A 13869-nucleotide genomic window follows, 5' to 3' on the forward strand; every position below is an offset into this window, starting at 1 on the left:
TGCGCATAAACTTCGGCGGTGCTGGAGAGCATCTGCGAGTCGGCGTCCTCGCTTGAGCACGAGCCTGGATGACGAACGCGGCGCGGCTCAGGCCGGCGCGATACTCGCGCCGTGTGCCGTGCACCGTGCACCGTGCAGTGGTGAAGCGGTGAAGCGGTGAAGCGGTGAAGCGGTGAAGCGGTGAAGCGGTGAAGCGGTGAAGCGGTGAAGCGGTGAAGCGGTGAAGCGCTGGCCGCCCCCAGCGTTTATGCGCATAAACCATCGAGAGGCTCGGCAGCGATCGGCGGCCCCACGTCGGCAAGCGCGCATCAATATGCCCCGAGACAACGCCCCGGATGGACGCAATCGCGTATCGCCCCGCTGATCGTTCGAGGCATCGAAGTGTCCGGGCCAGTCGCGATATCAGTGGACCTCCCCACCTCGCGAAGCGACAGCTTTATGCGCATAAACCCGGCGACGGATAAAACCGTACGGTGGCCCTCGCGTGAGAACCTGCAACACGCCATAGCGATGAGTCGTCGTTCATCTGCGCTCGCCACCGCAGACGGCCGTGGCGATGGTCCATACAACGCACTTTATGCGCATAAAGGCATCACGCGCTCTGCCCGCTCGTCGGCGCGAACGATTCCCCCTGCACGCCGCACCGTACTCCAACTCCCCTTTCGCCCGCGCGCCGGTCCCCGCCGAAACGCACGCAACCAGACTGGCTACAATACGTGCCTTTCCTATCCAGGTCCGAATGATGATCACGATCTACCACAACCCCCGCTGCTCAAAGTCCCGCGAGACGCTCGCATTGGTCGAGACGTTGAACACCGCCGGCACGCAGGTGAATGTCGTCGAGTATCTGAAGACGCCGCCGACGGTCGAGGAACTGGAAGCGTTGCATCGTCAGCTCGGGCGCCCGGTGCGCGACATGCTTCGCGACGGCGAAGAGCCGTACAAGACGCTGGATCTGGCCCGTGCGAGCCTGACCGACGCGGAGGCCTATGAAGCGATTGCGGCTCATCCGATTCTGCTGCAGCGTCCGATCGTCGTGTATCGAGGCAAGGCGGCCATCGGCCGTCCGCCCGAGTTGGTGCGCGCGCTGTTCGAATAATTGTTGTTCGGCGTATTTTTCTTATCGCATGATCCCGGCGCGAGCGCGCCGGGAATAAGCGGCTGAATTCGCGAGCCGCAATCGACCACCGTGGCTACGCTGCCGATGGTCATCAAATGAGCCGCGCGTCGCGGAAATCACGAGACGCATCGGATCGACCGCTTGAATTCGAGTAGCACAACCGTCCACCGTGGCTGCCCTGCCAGCAGTCATCGATGGAACCACTCACAGCAGCAATCACGAGACGTGCCGGATTGGCCGACTCAATTCGAATACCGCAACCGTCTACCGTGGCTACGCTGCCAGCCGTCATCAAACGAACCACTCGCAGCAGCAATCACGAGACGCGCCGGATCGACCGACTGAATTCGTATACCGCACCCATCCACCGTGGCTACGCTCCCAGCCGTCATCAAATGAACCGCTCGTAGCAGAAATCACAAGGCAGCAACTCAGCCCTGCCCGTCGCCCGACGACTCATCCCGATCGCCACCCGCTTCATCCCCCGTCCCCCGCCCCGCCGCCGCATGCGCTGCCGTCCGCAGCAGCGCGATCTGCCCGCGATACACGCGGCATCCGCTGCAAGTCGGCAGATGCACATGCACCTGCATGCGCTCATGAAGCGTCAAGGACCGGTCGAGCGCATCCGACAGCAGTCGCGTCACGTCCCTACATTTCCCCGGCAGCATCTTCGGTCGTCATTCCTTTTTCGCTGAGGCAGGTGCGCAGGCGCGTACGCGCCCGATACAGCAGCACGCTGCAATGATTCGTCGTCAACGTCAGTTCGCTGCAGATGTCGGCAATCTCGACGTCGAGGAATTCGCGCATCATGAACACGCGTCCGATGTGTTCCGGCAAGTGGTCGAGGCAGACCTGGAACAGCATCCAGAACTGCTGTTGCTGCAATAGCGTTTCGGGCCGCGGCCACGGCCGCGGCTTCGTGTGCGGCGCCCAATGCCCGTTTTCCTTGAAGAGTTCGCGATCGAGCGCGGATTCGCCGTCGAGTTCCGCATCGAGCGCGGACAGGCTCACCGTCCGCTGCCGCGCGCGCAGGATGTCGATCAGCTTGTTGCGCAGGATGCCGAAGACCCAGGTCTTGTGGGCGGACCGTCCCGCGAACTCGCCCGCGTGCGACCACGCGGCGGTCAGCGCTTCCTGCACGGCATCCTCGGCCGCATCGGTGTCGCGGAGCTGGAGTCGCGCGAAGCGCAGCAGGTCGCGCCGCAGTTGCGCGAGATAGGCAGGATCGTCGTACGCGGACAGCATGGCAGGTCGGGAGCCTTACGAAGCGAAAGCGCTCGCGTGCGCGCCACCGGGCGGGCGCATCGCGGTGTGCGAGCAGCTTACTGGGCGAGACGCTGCGCTGCAACGCATGTTCCGTCGCGAATTCACGAAGCCGGCCGGCGCGCTGCGCTATGCTTGCCGAAGCCTGGCGTCGCGCGCCGCGAAATCGCGACGCGGGCGGTCTGTAACATCAGACCATAACGGTCAAGTTATCCACAATTTCTGTGGAAAACCTTGTGGAAAGTCGGCCGGTCGGCCCCGTGGGACGGCTCGCGGGCTGGCTTGCCTATAAACAGACCTTTGTCGCCTGTCCAGAATCAATCGACCCGATTCCTTACTCACCGGAAGGAGAAAGCCATGTCCTATCGTGTTGCAGTCGTCGTCGGCAGCCTGCGTCGCGGTTCCTGGAACCGCGCGCTCGCGCAAGCCGTGATCTCGCTCGCCCCCGCCGATTTCTCGTTCGAATTCGTCGAGATCGGCGAACTGCCGCTCTACAGCCAGGACTACGACGCGGACTTTCCGGAAGTCGCGAAGCGCTTCAAGCAGTCGATCGAGGCGGCCGACGCGCTGCTGTTCGTGACGCCCGAGTACAACCGCTCGATCCCGGGCGTGCTGAAGAACGCGCTCGACTGGGGCTCGCGCCCGTGGGGGCACAACTCGTGGTCCGGCAAGCCGGGTGCGGTGCTCGGCACGTCGCCGGGTGCGACCGGTACCGCGCTCGCGCAGCAGCACCTGCGCAACGTGCTTGCGTATCTCGACGTAAAGACGCTCGGCCAGCCGGAAATGTTCATCAAGCACGACCCGGCGCGTATCGACGACGAGGGCCAGATCGTCAGCGAAGACACCCGCAAGTTCCTGCAGGGTTTCGTCGACCGCTACGTCGACTGGGTGCGCGTGCTGAAGGCGGCCTGATCGCCGTTTCCTTGCCGCCGCCGGCACCGGCCCGCATGCCGCGGGTCAGGCGCCGGCGTGCCGTGCGTCGCGCGCTTCCCGGATGCCGAGCAGGATCTCGTCGAGCAGCGCGATGTCGAACGGCTTCGACAGCACGCGCACGTCGACGGTACGCGTACGGTCGAGTTCCTCCGCGTAACCCGTGACGAGGATCACGGGCAGCTTCCCCGGCCGCTTGTCGATCGCTTCGGCGAGATCGATGCCGTTCAGGCGGCCCGGCATGTGGATATCCGAGATCACCAGGTCGAATGCGTCGTTCGCGGCCGCGCCTTCGATCAGGCGCAGTGCGTCGTCGGCGGTGGGCGCATAGGTGACGCGGTGCCCGAGCAGCGTGAGCAGCGCCTCGGTGCCGGCCGCGACTTCGCTGTTGTCCTCGACCAGCAGCACGTGCAGGCCGGCAAGCCCGCCCGCGTCGTGCACGGCGGCCTGCGGTCGCGCGACGATGTCCTCGACGCGTGCGCGCGGCAGGTAGAGGCGCACCGACGTCCCGGCGCCGACCGCGCTGTCGATCGTCGCGAGTCCGCCCGAGCGCTCGCAGAACGCGAACACCTGCGGCAGCCCGAGCCCCGTTCCCATCCCCTGCGCCTTCGTCGTGAAGAGCGGCTCGAACGCGCGCGCGAGCACGTCGGGCGGCATGCCCGAGCCCGTATCGTCGAGCGAGATCTGCACGAAGTCGCCGGTCAGCGGAAAGCCGTCCTCGCGGCGCAGCGTCACGTTGCGCGCGCCGACCGTGAAGCGGCCGCCGACCGTCATCGCATCGCGCGCGTTGACGGCGAGATTGATCACCGCGAGCTCGAGCTCCGCGACATCGACCCGGATCGGCCATACGCCGGGCTCGATCGCGACGACCAGCAGCGATTTCGAACCGAGCGACGTCTTCAGCAGTTCGCGGCACGTGCCGAGCCATTGACCGACGTCGATCGTCTCGCTGTGCAGCGGCTGCTTGCGCGCGACGCCGAGCAGCTGGCGCGTGAGCGACTGGCCGTTCTTCAGCGCGCGTTCGATCGCGCCGAGTTCCTTGTCGAGATGCTGGACGCCGCGTCGCCGCGCGATCTGCACGTTGCTGGAGATGATCATCAGCAGGTTGTTGAAGTCGTGCGCGACGCTGCCGACTAGGTTGCCGAGCGCCTGCATCTTGCGCGACTGCCGGTACGCGGATTCGATCGAGCGCCGCATCGACGCTTCGGCCTGCCAGCGGTCCCAGGCCTCCTCTTCCGCCTTCAGCCGCTTCAGCGACAGCCAGATCACCGACCACAGCGCGATCGACGGCGCGAACATCGAGATGAACAGCACGCTCAGGTGTTCGTACCATTCACGCCAGATCGCCGACGTGCGGTACGCGCAGGTCACGTACACGGGGTAGCTGCCGACCTGGCGGTACGCGACGATCTCGCTGCTGGCGCCGTCGTGGCGCACCCGCACGACGCCCGCGCGCGGATCGCTTTGCGCGTTGCCGAAGGTGGCCGTGAGATCGGTGTGCGCGAGCGACGGCGGCGGCGGATACGACGCGATCACCGCGCCGTCGGAACGCGCGAGCGCCATCGTCATCGGGGTGGCCGCGCCGCCGAGCAGGTCGCGGTAGAACGCGTTGAAATACGACGACTTCAGCGCGATCGACACCATGCCGGCGAACGAACCGTCGCTATGGCGTCGCGCGACGCCCGTGTTGAACACGGGGATGTTCTCGAGCTTGAGCGGCCCCATCATCAGCTTCGAGATGTGTTCGATCACGCGGCCGTCGCGGATGCCGGCGAAGTCGTCGCGGTTCGCGATCGACGCATAGGGCGCCGGATAGTAGAGGCTGTTGGCGAGCAGCATCCCGCTCGCACCGAAGATCGACACCGCGGCCACCTGCGGATAGCCGCCGCCGATCGTATTCAGCGCTTCGTGGATGTCGGATTCGTGGCGGCGCACGGTGGCGTCGTCCATGTCCTGCACGAGGTCGACGATGCGCGCATCGAGCGTCTCGCTCAGGTCGAACACCTTGAGCGCATGTTCCTCGGCGACGCGCACGGTGCGCATCGTCACGTCGCTCGCCGCGGCTTCGCGGGCCTTCAGGTCGTTGTACGCCATGACCGACACGTAGATGCACGGCAGCACGATCGCCGCGACCAGCAGCACGATCAGCGTCACGCGCCGGACCGCGAAATCGTGCTCGGGCGCGCCGGACGCATAGTTGCCGTCGTCCTGCCAGTCGTCGGCGGGCGGTGCGGTGTGCGTGCGGGAGTCGGCGGGACGTTCGGACGTCATCGAAGAAAGCGGGTGAAGCGGAGGTGTTCCATCATAAACGAGTTGCGCACGTGCGCCGTACCGCCGCACCGATGTGCAACCTGGTGATTCCGACAGGGGCACGGTGAAAGTTTGAAAACGCTATGAATCCGGCAGCGCAAACGTACACAAAGAAAAATTTTGCGTGCTTATCTCGAAAATGGTCGCGGCTGTTTTCAGAATGCAGGGCGAATGAATCGATTTTGTTCGAAATGGTGAAAATGGCGAGTTGCACCGCCTTCGGTTTACTCAGAGAATCGCGCCTTGCTTTCCCCATGACAGATATATGCGCCCGCCGGCGTTTGCGGCGCGGTGTGTCGCGTGCCTCGCGCCGCGGCGCCCGCGCGCGGCCGCACGGCGGTGGCCGCGCTTGATCGCATGGCGCCTAAAGAAGCGCGCCGCGCGGTCGTTAACGCGAGAGAGACCATTCCGTATACCGCTTCGCCGCCATGCCTTTGCCGATCGTGATCGCCGACGACTCCTTGCTCGCTCGCAAACTTCTGACAAAGGCACTCCCGGGGGACTGGGACGTCGACGTCGCGTATGCGGCGAATGGTCGTGAGGCCCTGGCGCTCTATCGTGACGGCAAGGCTTCCGTGATGTTTCTGGACCTGACGATGCCCGACATGAACGGCTATCAGGTGCTCGAGACACTGCGCCACGAAGACCTGAACACGTTCGTGATCGTGGTATCCGCCGATATCCAGCCGCAGGCGCAAGCACGCGTGCGCGAGTTGGGTGCGATCGCATTCGTTGCCAAGCCCGTGACGTCGGAGGCGTTGCTGCCCATTCTCAAGGAGTATGGGTTGTATGCCTGAATCGGTGTTCACGGCGGAGCAACGCGACGCGTTGCAGGAAATCGCCAACCTCGCGATGGGCCGTGCCGCCGCACGGCTTGCGCTGCTGCTCGGGCACTTCATCGAGCTGTCGGTACCGCGCGTGCGCGTCGTGAAGGCCGCCGATGCGGGCGACGCGCTGCGCGAGATGACGGGCATCCACGAGAACGTGACGGCCGTGCGCCAGGGATTCCGTTCCGACATCAAGGGCGAGGCGATCGTGCTGTGCCGCAGCGCGGGCGTCGCGCGGCTCATGTCGCTGATGGAGCGCACGTTCGGCGACGGCCTGTATGCCGGCATGGCGACGCAGGACGAACTCGTGTTCGATGTCTCGAACGTGCTGATGAGCGCATGCGTCGCGTCGATCCTCGACGAGCTCGGCCGCAAGCCCGTGTTTTTCCCGCCGGGGCTGCTCGGCGCGAACGTGTCGTTCGACGACGTGTTCCAGCCGACCGCGCTCGCCTGGAGCGTCGCGCTGCTGCTCGAAGTGAACTTCGGCCTCGAGGATCACGCGTTCCGCGCACATTTCGTGATGCTGATGGCCGAGGACTCGATCCGGCTGATGGGCGACGCGCTCGACGCGTTGCTGTCCGCGCTATGAACGCGACCCCCGCCGCCACCGCCACTGCCGCGTCGCTGAGCGACCTCGTGATCGAACGGGTGGGCTTCGGCCTGTTCGTGCTCGACCGCGCGATGACCGTGCTGATGTGGAATCGCTTCATGCAGGACCACAGCGGCATCCCGGCCGCCGACGTGATCGGCCGCAACCTGTTCGACTGCTTTCCGGCGCTGCCGCGCGCGTGGCTCGAGCGCAAGCTCGAGAGCGTGTTCCAGCTCGGCAGCTTCGCGTTCAGCTCCTGGGAGCAGCGGCCCTACCTGTTTCGCTTCGAGCACGACCGGCCGATCACGGGCGGCGTCGACTACATGCAGCAGGATTGCACGTTCATGCCGCTCACGCGCGGCCGGGAAGTCGAGGCCGTGTGCGTGACGATCTCGGACGTCACGCACGTGAGCGTGATGCAGCGCGAGCGCGAGGAGGCGGTCGCGAAACTGCGCGAGCATGCGAATCTCGACGGCCTCACCGGCATCGCGAACCGGCGCTTCTTCGAGGCGCGGCTCAGTGACGAGTTCGCGCGCTGGCAGCGCTACGGCGGCGACCTGTCGGTGCTGCTGTTCGACCTCGACCACTTCAAGACGATCAACGACCGGTTCGGGCATGCGGCCGGCGATGCGGTATTGCGCGAGACGGCGCGCCGCGTCGCGTCGATCGTGCGCGCGCAGGATACGTTCGGCCGCTTCGGCGGCGAGGAATTCGCGCTGCTGCTGCCGTGCACGAATCTCGACGAAGCGATGCGGGTCGCGGACAAGGTGCGCCACGCGATCGGCAGCACGCCGGTCGACGCGGAAGGCGTCAGCGTGCCGGTGACGGCGAGCGTCGGCGGCGCGTGCGCGACGGCCGGCGCGCTGGCGTGCGACGTGCTCGTGAACGAGGCCGACACCGCGCTCTATCGCGCGAAGCGGCTCGGGCGCGACCGGTCGATCGCGTACGCGTAAGCGCGGCGTGCCGCGGCTACGTGCCGCACACCGCACACCGCACACCGCACACCGCACACCGCACACCGCGCGTGCCGCGCCCCCGTCAGCTTTTCGCGATATCCGCCAGCACGCCGGCCAGCACGGCCGGCTGCGACACGAACGGCGAATGGCTGCTGTCGAGCTGGTGCACGTGCGTCGGATTGCCGGGCACGAACGCGTCGGCTTCGTCGATGAAGCGCTGCTGCAGCGCGGGCAGGATCACGCGATCCGCCAGGCACTTGATGTAGTGACGGTCGATCGCGCCCCAGCGCGCGGCGGTCGTCGGGATCGCGGTCGCGAACGGCGCGGCCGGCACGTCGCAGGTCATCAGGTTCGCCACCGCCTCGAAGTCGGCCTGCGGCACGTCGTCATACAGTGCGCGCTTCACGAGCCCGCGATACGCGGCATCGCCGCTGTGCGGATCGATCCGCAGCGCGCCCGCGACGCGCGGGCTCGCGAGCATCAGCGGGCCCAGCATTTCGCCCTTGTTCTCGGGTGCACGCACGTAGTCGAGGCCCGGCACGCCCGACGCGGGCATGAACGCCGCGAGATAGACGATCTTCGCGATCTTCTCCGGCGCACGCTCCGCCGCGGCGGTGATCGCGAGGCCGCCCATGCTGTGCCCGACGAGCACGACCTTGCCGCGGCCGAGCGCGTACGCGTCGTCGACGGCCTGCATCACCTGCGTCGCGTAATCATCGAGCGTGGTGTTCGCGACCGGCGACGGCTCGGCGCCGAAGGCGTCCTTGTCGAGCGGCCGTTCGAGATAGGATGCGGGAAAGCGGGCGTTGATGCCGTGCGCGGGCAGGTCGCGCGCGATCGACAGGTAGCCGCGCGCGGCGAGCGCGGCCGCGACGTGCGCGTAGCACCACGCACCGTGCCACGCGCCGTGCACCAGCACGAAAACGGGATGGTCGGATGGCGCGGTGGCGGTTACGTTCGTCTCCATGGTGTCCGTGTGTTTTTTCGAGAAAGATGTTCATCTTAGACGAAGCCGCGTGGACGAAGCTGCGCGCCCCGGCATGAACGCACGGCCAGAGCGTGCGCGGGCTCGCACCGGCTGTCGGGATGCGGCGCTTTTGTCTCGTACAGGCCACATTTCGTCTCGATCTGATTTGAATTTGCGCCGAAGCGCGCTAATTTGACGCTTTGCTCCCGATTGCGCCCCATGAACGTCGATTACCTCTTCTACCGGCGGCCGGACAAACCAGGCCCCTATTCCCTCGACGACCTGGGCGAGACCGCGCCGCCGATCGGCCCGAGCGACATGGTGCGCGCGGGGATCGCGCGCGTGTTCGAGCAGATCGACTGGCAGGAATCGCCCGACGTGCCGGGCGCGTGGTTCGGCACCGGCGGCCCGTCGTTCCAGTTCACGGCGGAGCCCGACGGGCGCGTGACGAGCTTCATGGGCTCGCGGCTCGAACGCCGCTCGATGCTGCAGCTGACCCGCGAAATGGGGCTCATCGCGCTCGACCTGCAGCGCGACATCGTCTACGGCTGACGGGCGGCGCGGTGCCGCTCCCCGCCGCGGCGGGCCACGCCGGCCCGCCAGGCCCCGCGCGGCCCGCCGGGCGCGGCGCGTGTCCGCCATCGAACGTCAAAGATTGCTATACTTTCGCCCAATTCCGGCTTCCGGCCGGTAATTTGTGCCTGTCTGCGTCGATCGTTCGCATATCTCGCACGCATTTGACGCCCTGACCAACCCAGCCGGGCATGGCTTCTTCAATCGCCCCGCGTGGGTGTCTCCGTGGAGCTCGTCTTGGCCGTTTCCAATCTCGTCGTGGACGAACAAGAAACCGACGCCGCTGCCGTCACATCGGGCAGTTCTTTCTATCTGGCGATGCGCATCCTGCCGGCCGTGCAGCGCGATGCGATGTTCCAGGTCTACGCATTCTGCCGTGCGGTCGACGACATCGCCGACAGCGACCTGCCGCGCGCCGAGCGCAACGCGGGCCTCGATCGCTGGCGCGCGGACATCGACGCGTGCTTCGCCGGCCAGCCGCCGCGCCATCTGGTCGCGCTCGAGCGCGAGATCCGCGCGTTCGACCTGAAGCGCGAGGACTTCCACGCGATGATCGACGGGATGGCGATGGACGCCGCCGAGGACATCTGCGCGCCGGACGAACCGACGCTCGACCTGTTCTGCGATCGCGTGGCGAGCGCGGCCGGCCGGCTGTCGGTGAGGATTTTCGGGATCCCGGAGGCGGCAGGCATCAAGCTGTCGCACCACCTCGGCCGCGCGCTGCAGCTGACGAACATCCTGCGCGACATCGACGACGACGCGGCGATCAACCGCTGCTACCTGCCGCGCGAGCTGCTCGCGCGCGAAGGCATCGCGATCACCGATCCGGCGACGATCGTGCGCGACCCGGCGCTGCCGCGCGTGTGCGCGACGCTCGTCGAGCGCGCGCTCGAGCACTTCCGCGAAGCGGACGCCGTGATGGATACGTGCACGCGTGCGCAGGTGAAGGCGCCGCGCATCATGTCGGGCGCGTATCGCTGCATCCTGGACGCCGCGATCGCGCGCGGCTTCGCCGCCCCGCGCGCGCCGCTGCGCAAGCCGAAGGCGCGCATGCTGATGATCGCCGCGCGCTACGCGCTGTTCTGAGCCGATGCCCAGAACCGTCCACGTGATCGGTGCAGGACTCGCGGGCCTGTCGGCCGCCGTCGAGCTGCAACGCCGCGGGCGGCGCATCGTGCTGCACGACGCGCATGCGCATGCGGGCGGCCGCTGCCGCTCGTGGTTCGACGGCGTGCTGAACACGACGCTCGACAGCGGGCTGCATCAGGTTTTCGCGGGGCAATCCGCGACCCAGCGCTACCTGCGCGCGATCGGCGCCGCCGATCGGCTCACGGGGCCCGCGCTGCCTGAATGTCCGGTGGTCGACGTCGCGTCGCAGCAGCGCTGGACGCTGCGTTTCGGCAACGGGCGCTGGCCGTCGTGGCTGTTCGACGCCGCATCGCGCGCGCCGGGCACCACGCCGCTCGATTATCTTGCGCTGGCCTCGCTCGCGTTCGCGCGCACCGGCCGCTCACTCGCACAGACGATGCGCTGCGACGGCGTGCTGTGGGACCGTTGGCTGCGGCCGTATTTCCTCGGGGTGCTGAACGTCGAGCCGCGCCACGCGAGCGCCGAGCTCGCGCGCGCGGCGCTGTGCGGCACGTTTGCCGCGGGCGGCCCCGGATGGCGCCCGCTCGTCGCGCGCCACGGGCTCGGCAGCGCATTCGTCGAACCGGCGCTGCGGATGCTGCAGCACGGCGGCGCGCAGATCCGGCTGAATTCGCGGCTCGATGCGTTCGAATTCGGCGCGCACGGCAACGCGGTCGATGCGGTCGCGATCGGCGGCGAGCGCGTCGATCTCGCACCGGGCGACGCGGTCGTGCTGGCCGTGCCGCCCGAGGTCGCGCAGCCGCTCGTCCCGGATCTCACCGCACCCGACACGTTCAGTGCGGTCGTGACCGCGTATTTCGCGGTCGATGCACCGGCCGACGGCCCGCTGCAGACGACCGTCGTCAACGGCGTCGTCGACGCGGTGCGCACCGGCGGCGGTCCGCTCGCGGCGACCATCCGCGACGCGGGCCGCTGGCTCGACATGCCGCGCGATGCGCTCGCGCGGCGCATCTGGGAAGACGTCGCGCGCGTGACCGGCGCGAACCCGGAAACCATGCCCGCGTGGCAGCTCGTGGTCGAGCCGCGCGCGGGGTTTGCGGCGGTGCCGTCGCAGGAAATGAAACGTCCGGCCGTGCGTACGCGCTGGACCAATCTCGTGCTGGCGGGCGACTGGATTGCCACCGGCTTGCCCGCCACGATCGAGGGCGCGATCCGTTCCGGCCAGCTGGCCGCGGACGTGCTCCAGACACAGTAAGCAACAGAGGGACCGATGAACGATCTCACCGAAATGGCCACCCTGTCCGCCGGCACCGTGCCGGCCGGGCTCGACGCGGCCGTCGCCGGCGCGACCGACGCGCTGCTGGCCGCGCAGAACGCGGACGGACACTGGGTCTACGAACTCGAGGCCGATTCGACGATTCCCGCCGAATACGTGCTGCTCGTCCACTATCTCGGCGAGACGCCGAACCTCGAGCTCGAACGGAAGATCGGCAAGTATCTGCGCCGCATCCAGCAGGCCGACGGCGGCTGGCCGCTGTTCACCGACGGCGCGCCGAACATCAGCGCGAGCGTGAAGGCGTATTTCGCGCTGAAGGTGATCGGCGACGACGAGAACGCCGAGCACATGCAGCGTGCGCGCCGTGCGATCCACGCGATGGGCGGCGCCGAGATGTCGAACGTGTTCACGCGCATCCAGCTCGCGCTGTACGGTGCGATTCCGTGGCGCGCGGTGCCGATGATGCCGGTCGAGATCATGCTGCTGCCGCAGTGGTTCCCGTTCCACCTGTCGAAGGTGTCGTACTGGGCGCGGACCGTGATCGTGCCGCTGCTGGTGCTGAACGCGAAGCGCCCGATCGCGAAGAACCCGCGCGGCGTGCGCATCGACGAGCTGTTCATCGACCCGCCCGTCAACGCCGGCCTGCTGCCGCGCCAGGGCCACCAGAGCCCCGGCTGGTTCGCGTTCTTCCGTGTGGTCGACCACGCGCTGCGCGCGGTCGACGGCCTGTTCCCGAACTACACGCGCGAACGCGCGATCCGCCAGGCCGTGTCGTTCGTCGACGAGCGCCTGAACGGCGAGGACGGCCTCGGCGCGATCTATCCGGCGATGGCCAACGCGGTGATGATGTACGACGTGCTCGGCTATGCGGAAGATCATCCGAACCGCGCGATCGCGCGCAAGGCGCTCGAGAAGCTGCTCGTCGTGCACGAGGACGAAGCGTATTGCCAGCCGTGCCTGTCGCCGGTGTGGGACACGTCGCTCGCCGCGCATGCGCTGCTCGAGACCGGTGACGCGCGTGCCGAGGAAGCCGTGCTGCGCGGCCTCGACTGGCTGCGCCCGCTGCAGATCCTCGACGTGCGCGGCGACTGGATCTCGCGCCGCCCGCACGTGCGTCCCGGCGGCTGGGCGTTCCAGTACGCGAACGCGCACTACCCTGACGTCGACGACACGGCTGTGGTCGTGATGGCGATGGACCGCGCGCAGAAGCTCAGGCAGACGGACACGTATCGCGACTCGATGGCGCGCGCGCGCGAATGGGTCGTCGGCATGCAGAGCAGCGACGGCGGCTGGGGCGCGTTCGAACCGGAAAACACGCAGTACTACCTGAACAACATTCCGTTCTCCGATCACGGTGCGCTGCTCGATCCGCCGACCGCCGACGTGTCGGGCCGCTGCCTGTCGATGCTGTCGCAGCTCGGCGAGACGCCGCTGAACAGCGAGCCGGCCCGTCGCGCGCTCGACTACATGCTGAAGGAGCAGGAGCCGGACGGCAGCTGGTACGGCCGCTGGGGGATGAACTACGTGTACGGCACGTGGACGGCCCTGTGCTCGCTGAACGCGGCCGGCCTGACGCCGGACGATCCGCGCATGAAGCGCGGCGCGCAGTGGCTGCTGTCGATCCAGAACAAGGACGGCGGCTGGGGCGAGGACGGCGACAGCTACAAGCTGAATTACCGCGGTTTCGAGCAGGCGCCGAGCACCGCGTCGCAGACGGCCTGGGCGTTGCTCGGCCTGATGGCGGCCGGCGAAGTGAACAACCCGGCCGTTGCACGCGGCGTCGACTACCTGATCGCTCAGCAGAACGAAGAAGGCCTGTGGGACGAAACGCGCTTCACGGCAACCGGCTTCCCGCGCGTGTTCTATCTGCGCTATCACGGCTATCGCAAGTTCTTTCCGCTGTGGGCGCTCGCGCGCTATCGCAACCTGAAGCGCGCCAACGCGACGCGCGTGACGGTCGGGATGTAAC

13 protein-coding genes are annotated in these 13869 nt (G+C 67.4%); 9 read left to right on the forward strand and 4 right to left on the reverse strand.

What is annotated here, in order from left to right; translation table 11 throughout:
• The first annotated feature begins 742 nt into the window (after positions 1 to 742).
• Positions 743 to 1099, forward strand: a complete 357-nt coding sequence (gene arsC, locus U5A56_RS12805; RefSeq protein WP_321922941.1) for an arsenate reductase (glutaredoxin) — start codon at positions 743 to 745, stop codon at positions 1097 to 1099.
• 452 nt (positions 1100 to 1551) lie between these two features.
• Here the strand turns inward: arsC and U5A56_RS12810 are convergent, their stop codons facing one another.
• Positions 1552 to 1788 carry a zf-HC2 domain-containing protein gene (locus U5A56_RS12810; protein WP_124666278.1) on the reverse strand — a complete coding sequence of 79 codons (237 nt, stop codon included), beginning with the start codon at positions 1786 to 1788 and terminating at the stop codon, positions 1552 to 1554.
• Positions 1769 to 2365, reverse strand: a complete 597-nt coding sequence (locus U5A56_RS12815) for an RNA polymerase factor sigma-70 (protein WP_124485974.1) — start codon at positions 2363 to 2365, stop codon at positions 1769 to 1771. Before U5A56_RS12815 ends, U5A56_RS12810 begins: the two co-directional genes overlap by 20 nt.
• A 375-nt stretch (positions 2366 to 2740) precedes the next feature.
• Between U5A56_RS12815 and U5A56_RS12820 the strand changes: the two genes are divergently transcribed.
• A complete protein-coding gene (locus U5A56_RS12820) occupies positions 2741 to 3295 on the forward strand; it encodes an NADPH-dependent FMN reductase (protein ID WP_044848764.1) in 555 nt (184 codons plus the stop codon).
• A 45-nt stretch (positions 3296 to 3340) separates the two neighbouring features.
• On the opposite strand, the gene U5A56_RS12825 is transcribed toward U5A56_RS12820, so the two are convergent.
• Positions 3341 to 5584 (reverse strand): hybrid sensor histidine kinase/response regulator, encoded by a 2244-nt coding sequence (locus U5A56_RS12825; protein WP_044848765.1) that lies wholly within the window; start codon positions 5582 to 5584, stop codon positions 3341 to 3343.
• Positions 5585 to 6051: 467 nt separating this feature from the next.
• Between U5A56_RS12825 and U5A56_RS12830 the strand changes: the two genes are divergently transcribed.
• From U5A56_RS12830 to U5A56_RS12840, 3 genes are read left to right on the forward strand one after another with little or no spacing between them, the layout of a single operon-like run.
• Positions 6052 to 6420, forward strand: coding sequence for a response regulator (locus U5A56_RS12830; protein WP_040138947.1), 369 nt, complete (start codon positions 6052 to 6054; stop codon positions 6418 to 6420).
• Positions 6413 to 7039 carry a chemotaxis protein CheC gene (locus U5A56_RS12835; protein WP_321922668.1) on the forward strand — a complete coding sequence of 209 codons (627 nt, stop codon included), beginning with the start codon at positions 6413 to 6415 and terminating at the stop codon, positions 7037 to 7039. Before U5A56_RS12830 ends, U5A56_RS12835 begins: the two co-directional genes overlap by 8 nt.
• Complete coding sequence (locus U5A56_RS12840; protein WP_044848768.1) at positions 7036 to 7992, forward strand: GGDEF domain-containing protein; 957 nt, start codon at positions 7036 to 7038, stop codon at positions 7990 to 7992. The genes U5A56_RS12835 and U5A56_RS12840 overlap by 4 nt, the downstream gene beginning before the upstream one ends.
• 85 nt (positions 7993 to 8077) lie before the next feature.
• Here U5A56_RS12840 and U5A56_RS12845 read toward each other — a convergent pair whose 3' ends face one another.
• A complete protein-coding gene (locus tag U5A56_RS12845) occupies positions 8078 to 8962 on the reverse strand; it encodes an alpha/beta fold hydrolase (RefSeq protein WP_321922670.1) in 885 nt (294 codons plus the stop codon).
• 219 nt (positions 8963 to 9181) lie between these two features.
• Here U5A56_RS12845 and U5A56_RS12850 point away from each other — a divergent pair, with 219 nt between their 5' ends.
• From U5A56_RS12850 to shc, 4 genes are all read left to right on the forward strand, one after another.
• A complete protein-coding gene (locus tag U5A56_RS12850; RefSeq protein ID WP_044848863.1) occupies positions 9182 to 9514 on the forward strand; it encodes a hypothetical protein in 333 nt (110 codons plus the stop codon).
• A 258-nt stretch (positions 9515 to 9772) separates the two neighbouring features.
• Positions 9773 to 10621 carry a presqualene diphosphate synthase HpnD gene (hpnD, locus tag U5A56_RS12855; protein ID WP_321922671.1) on the forward strand — a complete coding sequence of 283 codons (849 nt, stop codon included), beginning with the start codon at positions 9773 to 9775 and terminating at the stop codon, positions 10619 to 10621.
• A gap of 4 nt (positions 10622 to 10625) precedes the next feature.
• Positions 10626 to 11879 (forward strand): hydroxysqualene dehydroxylase HpnE, encoded by a 1254-nt coding sequence (gene hpnE / locus U5A56_RS12860; protein ID WP_321922674.1) that lies wholly within the window; start codon positions 10626 to 10628, stop codon positions 11877 to 11879.
• A 15-nt stretch (positions 11880 to 11894) separates the two neighbouring features.
• Positions 11895 to 13868, forward strand: a complete 1974-nt coding sequence (gene shc, locus U5A56_RS12865) for a squalene--hopene cyclase (protein ID WP_044848866.1) — start codon at positions 11895 to 11897, stop codon at positions 13866 to 13868.
• The last annotated feature ends 1 nt before the right edge of the window (position 13869 follow it).

Source organism: Burkholderia sp. BCC1998, from assembly GCF_905339875.1.
Taxonomy (GTDB): Bacteria; Pseudomonadota; Gammaproteobacteria; order Burkholderiales; family Burkholderiaceae; genus Burkholderia.

What these genes read in the sequence shown, in the direction of transcription:
- U5A56_RS12835 (WP_321922668.1), top strand. Translation starts at nt 6,413, where the DNA reads ATGCCTGAATCGGTGTTCACGGCGGAGCAACGCGACGCGTTGCAGGAA.
- U5A56_RS12825 (WP_044848765.1), bottom strand. Translation starts at nt 5,584, where the DNA reads ATGACGTCCGAACGTCCCGCCGACTCCCGCACGCACACCGCACCGCCC.
- arsC (WP_321922941.1), top strand. Translation starts at nt 743, where the DNA reads ATGATCACGATCTACCACAACCCCCGCTGCTCAAAGTCCCGCGAGACG.
- U5A56_RS12850 (WP_044848863.1), top strand. Translation starts at nt 9,182, where the DNA reads ATGAACGTCGATTACCTCTTCTACCGGCGGCCGGACAAACCAGGCCCC.
- U5A56_RS12830 (WP_040138947.1), top strand. Translation starts at nt 6,052, where the DNA reads ATGCCTTTGCCGATCGTGATCGCCGACGACTCCTTGCTCGCTCGCAAA.
- U5A56_RS12815 (WP_124485974.1), bottom strand. Translation starts at nt 2,365, where the DNA reads ATGCTGTCCGCGTACGACGATCCTGCCTATCTCGCGCAACTGCGGCGC.
- U5A56_RS12840 (WP_044848768.1), top strand. Translation starts at nt 7,036, where the DNA reads ATGAACGCGACCCCCGCCGCCACCGCCACTGCCGCGTCGCTGAGCGAC.
- shc (WP_044848866.1), top strand. Translation starts at nt 11,895, where the DNA reads ATGAACGATCTCACCGAAATGGCCACCCTGTCCGCCGGCACCGTGCCG.
- hpnE (WP_321922674.1), top strand. Translation starts at nt 10,626, where the DNA reads ATGCCCAGAACCGTCCACGTGATCGGTGCAGGACTCGCGGGCCTGTCG.
- U5A56_RS12820 (WP_044848764.1), top strand. Translation starts at nt 2,741, where the DNA reads ATGTCCTATCGTGTTGCAGTCGTCGTCGGCAGCCTGCGTCGCGGTTCC.
- U5A56_RS12845 (WP_321922670.1), bottom strand. Translation starts at nt 8,962, where the DNA reads ATGGAGACGAACGTAACCGCCACCGCGCCATCCGACCATCCCGTTTTC.
- U5A56_RS12810 (WP_124666278.1), bottom strand. Translation starts at nt 1,788, where the DNA reads ATGCTGCCGGGGAAATGTAGGGACGTGACGCGACTGCTGTCGGATGCG.